This window comes from Pseudoalteromonas sp. SWN29, assembly GCF_015864465.1.
GTDB lineage: Bacteria > Pseudomonadota > Gammaproteobacteria > Enterobacterales > Alteromonadaceae > Pseudoalteromonas.
Map to the genome: position 1 here is coordinate 1 of NZ_JADYXE010000123.1, position 1,009 is coordinate 1,009.

Sequence of the window (1,009 nt, forward strand, 5' to 3'; positions counted from 1 at the left end):
ACGCCGTGCGCGACTTAAAATTTTGTTATCAAGGTTGAAAAAGGCATGTTCTAACTTTATATAGTAATCGTCAAAAAACATTATAAAGCGATTTAGAACATGCCATTAGAAGAGTTTATCATCTGGGTTTATTGTTGGGTAGATGAAAATCACATTGAAATCTTGGGTGAAAATAGCATTAGAAAGCGCGGGTTCGAACCCGCTTTAAGCGATATTGAGGTTATCACCATGGAGATTGTTGGTGAGTTTATTTCATTCGATACCGATAAAGGAATATGGAAATACTTTAAAACTCATTGGCAATCATGGTTTCCTAAACTTTCTTCACGGTCAAGCTTTGCTAAGCAAGCCGCTAATTTATGGCATGTAAAGCAGCTACTTCAAGTTCGCTTGAGTAGCCGATATAAGGAAAATTCTGTTTGTCATATTGTCGATGGTTTCCCAATAACGACGGCGCATTTCAAACGAGCAAAGAAGAGTCAGAACTTTAAAGGTGAAGCTGGCTATGGATATTGCGCGAGTAAGTCAGAAACCTATTACGGTTTCAAAGGACACTTACTTGTTGATAGTCAAGGAAACATAGCTAGCTTCACCTTTACAGAAGCAGCGGGTAGCGAAAGAGAGGCAGTTTGGGCATTAACCAAAGGCATACATTCAACGCTATTGTTAGGTGATAAAGGGTATTTATCAGCGTCGTTAAAAAAAGAGCTACGCGATGAACAAGACATTACATTGGAAACACCTGTTCGGCATAATATGACAGATCTGTTACCGAAAGAAAAACGCACTTTTCTCAATAAAACGCGCCGGTTAGTTGAAACTGTTATAGGTCAATTAACGGGACAATTTAATATGAATAAAGTGTGGGCTAGAAAAAGTTGGACGTTGATAGGCCGATTCAGTCGGAAAATGCTAGCTCATGGGTTAGGTATGCTTGCTAACGTTAAGCTAAATAATAAGCCGCTACAACTTGAGCATGTGATATCTGTTTAAGTCGCGCACGGCGTTA

Annotated in this window: 1 protein-coding gene; it reads left to right on the plus strand. The window is 39.2% G+C overall.

Annotated elements, in window-relative coordinates:
• Positions 1–99 precede the first annotated feature (99 nt).
• The gene (locus tag I6F53_RS20110) at positions 100–993 is read left to right on the plus strand and encodes an IS982 family transposase (protein ID WP_166421324.1); all 894 of its coding nucleotides are present in this window, start codon (positions 100–102) and stop codon (positions 991–993) included.
• Positions 994–1,009: the final 16 nt, after the last annotated feature.